This window comes from Pseudomonadota bacterium, assembly GCA_022361155.1.
Classification (GTDB): Bacteria; Myxococcota_A; Polyangia; order Polyangiales; family JAKSBK01; genus JAKSBK01.
In genome coordinates this window covers 1-7,087 of the sequence record JAKSBK010000563.1, presented here as the reverse complement: position 1 = coordinate 7,087, position 7,087 = coordinate 1, and the positions used below count along the sequence as shown (strand labels likewise).

Below are 7,087 nucleotides of genomic sequence, written 5' to 3'. Positions count from 1 at the left end.
CCTCCGGTGCAATTCGTGTACAACCCCCTGGGCTACGCTCGCGCGGCCCACGAGCTCTACCTAACTCGGTATGGCGCGGGAGCCAAGCAGGTCGTGCTCGTGGGCATGAATCCTGGACCTTGGGGAATGGCCCAAACGGGTGTGCCCTTCGGTGAGGTCGTGCTGGTGCGCGACTGGCTCGGGATCGACGTAACCGTCGCGCAACCGGCTCGCGTGCATCCGAAACGACCCATCATGGGTTTCGCTTGCGCGCGCCGCGAGGTCAGCGGCCAACGGCTCTGGGGCTGGGCCCATGCCCATTTCGGCACCCCAGAGCGCTTCTTCTCCCGTTTCTTCGTGGCCAACTACTGTCCGCTTTCGTTTGTGCGCGACAGCGGGGCCAACCACACGCCCGACCGGTTGCCGGCCCGCGAGCGTGGCTGCCTGTTTGCGTCGTGCGATCGAGCGCTCAGAGCTTCCATCGAGCTGCTTTCGCCGCAATGGGTGATCGGCGTGGGCGGCTTTGCCGAACGCCGCGCCAGGGAGGCGCTGCGCGGCCTGGACGTGAGCGTGGGCACGATCCTGCACCCGAGCCCCGCCAGTCCCAAGGCCAACCAAGGTTGGGCCGAAGTCATCGTGGCTCAGCTGCGCGATCTAGGCATCCAGCTCTAGCTTCGAGCCTTGGTTTCAAGCCTTGGTGCGAGCTAGCCGAACAAATCGCAGGCTGAGCGAACCGTTGCCGCAGCGCCGACCGTTGCAGGGGTTCGCGAGCGGTGCCAGAGTACGGCCCATGCTGTTGCGCGCTTGGGGCACGTGGGTGCTTTTGATCATCTGCTGGGTGACGTGGTCGGGGCACTACAGCCTGGATCACCGCTTCATTCTGGGCTCGGGGATCGCCTCGTCGCTGGCGGTGGTCCTGTTGGCCCTGAGGATGCGGCTGATCGACGACGAGAATCCACCCTACCAAGTGAGCTGGAGATCGCTCCTGTACGCGCCCTGGCTGCTTTGGCAGGTGGTCATAGCGAATATCGATGTCGCCAGGGCCGTGCTCGATCCTTCGTTGCTTCGCCGCCGGCTGATCCGGGTCAAGGCGAGCCAGCGATCCGAGCTCGGCTACGTGATCTACGCCAACTCGATCACGCTCACGCCCGGCACCGTGACATTGGATTTGCGTGACGGTGAGCTGCTGGTGCATGCGGTCACGACAAACGCCGCGGAGGGGCTCCAAACGGGCGCGATGGATCGCATGGTGAGCTGGCTGGAAGGTAGCGCCAAGTTGCCAGCAGGCAGGGGCGGCACGTCATGAGCCTGGCCATCGATACCGTGAGCGGCTGCCTGCTGCTGGGAGGGGTAGCTGTCGGACTTCTGGGCGGCGCCGGAGTGCTTCGTTTTCCGGACTTCTACTCGCGCATGCATGCGGCGGGCATGACCGATACGTTGTGCACGGTACTCGTGCTTTTGGGGTTGATGCTGCAAAGCGGCCTGAGCGAGCCCAGCTTGAAGCTGGCGTTGATCGGGCTCTTCTATTTTGTCACGAGCCCTACCGCCGCCCACGCTTTGGTGAAAGCGGCCTACGCTCACGGCTTGGCGGCCGAGGTCGATGCCGCTCCGACCTCAGCCGGGGTCGGAAGGCCGGAAGCGCTGTAAGCGGCGCATCTCCTCTTGATCGCGGTCGCTGCGGTGCTCTCGGTCACCAACGGTTTGGCAGACCCTTTTCTTGATTCGGCTGCCGGTGATCGCGATGCGTCTGCATTCCACCTGCTGACTGCGTTCGGCCCTGCGGTTGTGGCTGGACACTGCCGTCTTGAGCTCTTCTTCCGACAGGCGCCGGCCTGAGCGGGTGTTGCCGCAGCCCGGGCCAAAGACGGCGACAGACAATAGCGCACCCAGGGCGGCGGCTAGCGATTTCCCGATGCGAGCATCCTGGACGAGGCATGGGGCGCCGCCGGAAGAGCGCCAGCCTGCATCGTAACCCGCCGAGCTTGCTCCCGGTCTCACCGCGTCCCTCCGGGTCCAGCAGTCCGCTTGGCCGCCCGCGCGTCTGGTGCCGCTCTAGTACCCCCGCTGCAGGCCCCGACCATCCAGGACTCCTGCGACGGGCTCCTAGCCCAGCCGAGGCCGGCGCGCAAGCGCGCAAGACCTTCACCGGGTGGCCTCAGCCGCACAGAGCGTGACCGATCCCATCCGCAACAAGGGGTCAAGTTGTCCCGGCTCGGGGCCGATAGGACTGGAGTCGTGACCGGGGCTCGCATACGTGCCGTCGAGCTGTTGGTGGCTGCGGCCGTGCTGTGCCTGCCTCTCAAGGCCGAGGCCCAACGGCGGACCACAGCCGCGCAGCAACGAACCGCCGCGCAGCAGCGCGGTGCCGGGCAGGTCGCCCCCTGGGTTCTGGTTGCCGGGCTCGAGCTCTACTCCGACCAGGGGTCGATGCACGGTCGCGAGCGACGCAGCATCCTGGTCGAGGAGCACGAGTACGACTTCGCCGGACAAGGGCTGCTCGCTCCGTCCTTGTGGGTGCTGGTCCCGTGGGTCCCGCGCGTTCGCGTAGGCGCCGGCATCCGGTACCTGGGAAGCTACGAGTACACGCGCAAGGACGACCGCAAGGAGGAGCCGGAAGTCCTGCAGCTCGGTCCGATGTTCGATCTGATCGGGCAGCTCGACTACGCGCTCGAGCTTCACGGGCAGCTCGACCTCGTGTTGGGTGCGCAGGCGGGGCTCGTGGTGCTGCTACCTGGAGGCAGCTTCGAGGAGGAGATCAAGGCCCTGCAGCGCCAGGGCGTCGGGGCATGGAACCTGCCCCGACTGGGCTATTTTGCGGGGCCGCAGCTCGCCGGGCGCTATCGCTTCAGCCGGCGCGTCGCGCTGCGGGCCGGTGTCGCAATGCAGTGGGCGCAGGTCGCGTTGTTCCGGATCAGCGAGCAGGTGGGCAGCGTCGACTTCGATAGGAAGCGCCACGCGAACCTCACTCGCCTGAGCTTGTTCGTTGCTCTGGAGGCGGCTCTGTAGCGCGGGCTTTACGCGTGGCGACCATGGTAGCGTCATCGACGAGCAGGAGATCCTACGTTTGCGGGTGTCGGATCGCACGAGCAGCGCGTTGGCGCGGATTCGCGTACTTCGGCTTGCTCGTGCTCCTGAGCGCCGCCGGATGCGGTCAACCCCAGCTCGCGTTCGACTCGACCCATCCCGCACGCGGTCCAGGGCAGTTGGTGGGCAACGGGCCGCCCGTTACGGACGGTCGTTTTGCGGGCTCGGGAAGCGTCGACACCTTACCAGCCGCTGTCGCGCGGCCGCCAACGGGGGCGAGCCCTCACTGCGACGCTGCCTGCAGAACCTACTGCGCATCTCTGGGGCTCGACAATCCGGTTGACCGGGGCCTGTGCCCGAGCCTGTGGGGAGTGGGTCTCGACACCCGACCCGTGTTCATGCACGAGGCATGCAGGCGGCTGTTCGCCGACCTGGTGGGCTACCTGCCGCCCCTTGGCGAGGCCGAGCTGACATGCGCAGGCAGGCCCTGGGGTCAGGTCGTGGACGAGCTGCTGGCCAAGAAAGAGTTTGTCGAGCTCGGTCAGCGACGCTGGGCGGACCTGCTGCGCTACCACAACGAGAGCATAAGCGTGGAACGCATCTTCGACATGGACGATCTGGTTGGCAAGCTGTATCGGGGGCTCGTTTCCTACGACCAGTTTGCAGCCGTCGTGAGCGCGCATCCGGTCGTGACACGCCGCTACGACAGCGCGGCGGATCGCGCCGAAGCTGTCTTCAGCCTGTTCATGGGCCGGCCTCCCTACTCGAACGAACGCAGCGACCTGGCGCGCCTGTACACGCTCTGGGATAGTGGTTACTACGACCACCCGGTCTTGCTCCAGCGGCTGCCGGACGCGTTCATTCGCTATCGCTGCCTGCCCCCGAAAGGGGAATCGGATCCCGGCGCCGCCGGTCAGTGCACGAGCACGCTGTGGGGCTTCAACGAGCTCACGCTGGTGCCCGATCTCAGGGCCGACGAAGAAGGTCGCATGTGGAGCGGACTGCTGCGTCCTTCCGAATGGGAGGCGCTGCAGCTCCCGGGCCGCATTCTCGCCAGTCAGAGCACCTTTTGGGAGCAGGCGGTCGGCCGGGTTCTTAGCCAATACCTCGGCTACGATCTCGGTATCGACGCGCCTTCGGTTCGCCAGGAGCTGGCACGCTATCTGATCGAGCACAACGGCGACCTACGCGCCCTGCATTACGCGGTAGCCACCTCGCAAGTGTACCTGCAATCGAGCACGGGCGCGACACCAACCGCGCATCGCTTCACGTACGGTCCGCTCAAGCAGGTGCAAGTCGAGCCCTGGATCGACACCATCACGCGTGCGACCGGCTTCAGGCTGTCCGCGTGCGATCATCGCATCGCCCAACCCGAGGATTTCCTGGGCGAGGGCAGCCTCAGCGGGCTCGCGCTCATTCACGCGAGCCGTTGGGAGCTGACGAGCGAGGGTGAGATCGATTCAGACTATCGCGATCTTGCCCGCACGCTTGGCGGCTGTCCGGACAACGACGTTGGCGGGCGTTTCAAGACGATCAGCATCCTGACCACGGCGATCCAGGAGAGTTTCGTAGAACAGGTGTGCGATCCCCTGTTGGTCCCGGAGCAGGGCGCCGCAGAGCAGGGCGCCGCAGAGCAGGGCGCCGAGCTGACCAGGTTGTTGCCGGCCGGGATCGAGCCCCAGTCTGCTCTCGACGCCGCTACAAGCGAGCGCATCTTCAGCCACCAGCTCGAGCTGTTTTTCGGGCGCCCGGCCGCGCCCCACGAGCTGGCCTGGGCAAGGGCCGGGGCCGACGCCTGCCTGCCCAAGCCCTGCACCGCGGAGATGTACGCGCGTCCGGTTTGCTATGCGCTTCTTTCGAGCGGCGAGATGCTTTTCTATTGATGCCAAAGACCATGAGCCGTGCACCAACCAGGGACTTACGCGCGAACGCAAGCGACGGCGAGCGGCCTGGCGTCCGCAGGGGGCGTCGCTGGCTGCTCGCAACCGCCGCCCGCAGTCTTGCCGGGGTCGCCGCTGCGCCTCACGTGTGGATTCCACGATCGCTGTATGCGCAGAGCTCCATGCGAGGCCGGCTCAAGCACCTGTTGTACATCCGTCTCTCCGGAGGGTTTCGCTTTCAGGTCGCTTTCAACGCACGGGTCGATGGTCGGTTCAATCCGTTTGGTGCCATGCAGTCGCCTGCTCCCGGTACCGAATGGGGCCCGGGCCGGCTGCTCGAGCAGGCCCCCTACCTGACCGAGCAAGCGGGCGAAGCCCTGCGCGCGTTGGGTGTCAAACCGGTGTCCGAGATCACAAACCAGCTCAGTGTAATCCCCTGCGTCGATCACGAGCCGCTCGCCGGCAGCGCGGACGGCAACCACACCACGGCACTCGAGCGCTGGTACACGGGTCATGTCAACGGACCGGCGGGGCTGTTTACCATGATCAACTACGGCCTGCGCGATCGTTTCGCGCAAGCAGGGGCTGCGGGCCGGGTAGAGCTGCCTGCTTTCGTGCTCGGTGGATCGGGGATGGGCCGCGGCCGGGGCAAGTACGCCGCGCACCGGCCGCCCGTGCTCGGTGGCAACGGACTCGAGCGATTCCGTCTGGCCACCGACCGGTCGCTGCCTGGCTGGACCAGCGCACTGAGCGTAGATCTGGACGCAAGCATGCGGGACCGCCAGCACGTCGCTTTGCAGCGCACGGTCGACGCCTACATGCAGACACGCCGGGCAACCAAGGCCTACGCCGAGATCTTCGCCAGCGAGCTGCTCCGAGTCCGCGCCCGCTCCACGCAGGTCGTGGACAACGTGTCCAACAGGCAGCTCGAGGAAGTCTTCGGTGACTCGGGCGCGGCCCGCGGGGTGCGGCTCGCGTTGCGGCTGTTTCACTTCGGAAGTCCTGCGATCTACCTCGATCAGGGCGGCTACGACATGCATTCGGGCGAGCGCGAGCGGCTGCCGGAACGCATGGTCGAGCTCAACCGCTTGCTGAGCGGGCTCGAGTGGGCGCTCAAGACCATGGACCATCCCGCCGGGGGCAGGTACTGGGAGCATACGCTCGTGGTGCTGGGAAGCGAGTTCTCCCGCACTGCGCGGGGCAGCCCCTTCAACTCTGCAGAAGGCAGCGATCACGGCGGCGACCTTGCCACGCGCTGGATGTCGATGCCCTTCATGGGTGGCGCGATCGGCCGGCCTGGTCGATCGCTCGGGGCGACCCGTCCCTCCGACCTCGAGGCTAGCGGCAAGATCTACTCGTACCGCTCCGTGCTCAAGACGCTCATGGACTTGCTGGGTTGCGATCACAGCGAGTTTTTTCCGGCGGATGCGCCCTTCGATGACCTGTGGCTGTGATCCCGTGACGGTACCCGGGCAAAAAGGCTCGATACGCTTGTGCGTCGCGCTCGCGCTGCTTTGGGGATGCACGCGCGAGCTCAGCGACCCCAGCCTGGAGGGTGAAATAGGCTTCGCGCCGGATCGCCCGCCGCTGGCCGATTCCGTCATGCCGATCCCCTATGCGGGCAGCGATCCGACCGTCCTTCAGGCGCAGCGCGAGCTACAAACCGGTTTCGATCTGCACGCCAAGGTCATTCAGCGCACATGCGGGCCAATCGGTGGTGTTTGCCACAACAGCAAGGAGTATCCCGACCTGCATACACCCGCCAACTTCGCCGCCACGATCGGTGCTCCCTGCAACGTGCAAGCCGGCTCGCTCGAGGGCGTGTACGACCGCTGCGAGCAAGCGGGCGATCGCTTCAAGCTGGATGGCGCCAGGGGCGTGGAGATCGGCCACGTCGAAGTCGTTCCGGGTCCGGGTGACATGATTCCAGAGCAACCGGGCGCGAACACACCGGGACTGCACCTCTACGTTGCGGAGCCGTTGCCTGCGCAGGAGCGCAACGGCAAATGGTTGGAGGGGAGCTTTGCGAGAAGCTTTGTGGATCAGGGCGCAGTGCGGGACCTCGTCTACTTCAGCTTCCGCACGCGCTGGTGGGTGCTCGACGGGGGAACGCACGTGTTCGGTCAAGTGCGTCCCTATCAGGACGACGACGTGCAGGAGCTGCTTTCGGCCGGTGTGGTCCAGGGCGACTTGAACCGCAACGG

The 7,087-nt window shown here is 66.1% G+C and carries 8 protein-coding genes; 7 read left to right on the top strand and 1 reads right to left on the bottom strand.

Annotation, left to right across the window (positions count from 1 at the left end; genetic code table 11):
- The 3 genes from MJD61_21095 to mnhG all read left to right on the top strand — a co-directional run.
- Window positions 1-651: single-stranded DNA-binding protein (locus tag MJD61_21095; GenBank protein MCG8557755.1), on the top strand; the 651-nt coding region annotated here is incomplete at its 5' end.
- A 118-nt stretch (window positions 652-769) separates the two neighbouring features.
- Window positions 770-1,285, top strand: coding sequence for a Na+/H+ antiporter subunit E (locus MJD61_21090; protein MCG8557754.1), 516 nt, complete (start codon window positions 770-772; stop codon window positions 1,283-1,285).
- Window positions 1,282-1,626 (top strand): monovalent cation/H(+) antiporter subunit G, encoded by a 345-nt coding sequence (gene mnhG / locus MJD61_21085; GenBank protein MCG8557753.1) that lies wholly within the window; start codon window positions 1,282-1,284, stop codon window positions 1,624-1,626. The genes MJD61_21090 and mnhG overlap by 4 nt, the downstream gene beginning before the upstream one ends.
- Here the strand turns inward: mnhG and MJD61_21080 are convergent.
- Entirely contained in the window at window positions 1,594-1,977 is a 384-nt protein-coding gene (locus MJD61_21080) for a hypothetical protein (GenBank protein MCG8557752.1), read from the bottom strand. The genes mnhG and MJD61_21080 overlap by 33 nt on opposite strands.
- Window positions 1,978-2,214: 237 nt before the next feature.
- Between MJD61_21080 and MJD61_21075 the strand changes: the two genes are divergently transcribed.
- From MJD61_21075 to MJD61_21060, 4 genes are all read left to right on the top strand, one after another.
- The gene (locus MJD61_21075) at window positions 2,215-2,985 is read left to right on the top strand and encodes a hypothetical protein (protein ID MCG8557751.1); all 771 of its coding nucleotides are present in this window, start codon (window positions 2,215-2,217) and stop codon (window positions 2,983-2,985) included.
- Between the two features lie 23 nt (window positions 2,986-3,008).
- The gene (locus MJD61_21070) at window positions 3,009-4,886 is read left to right on the top strand and encodes a DUF1549 domain-containing protein (GenBank protein ID MCG8557750.1); all 1,878 of its coding nucleotides are present in this window, start codon (window positions 3,009-3,011) and stop codon (window positions 4,884-4,886) included.
- A gap of 11 nt (window positions 4,887-4,897) precedes the next feature.
- Window positions 4,898-6,337, top strand: a complete 1,440-nt coding sequence (locus MJD61_21065) for a DUF1501 domain-containing protein (GenBank protein MCG8557749.1) — start codon at window positions 4,898-4,900, stop codon at window positions 6,335-6,337.
- A 4-nt stretch (window positions 6,338-6,341) separates the two neighbouring features.
- The coding region (locus MJD61_21060) for a hypothetical protein (protein MCG8557748.1) at window positions 6,342-7,087 on the top strand (746 nt) is incomplete at its 3' end.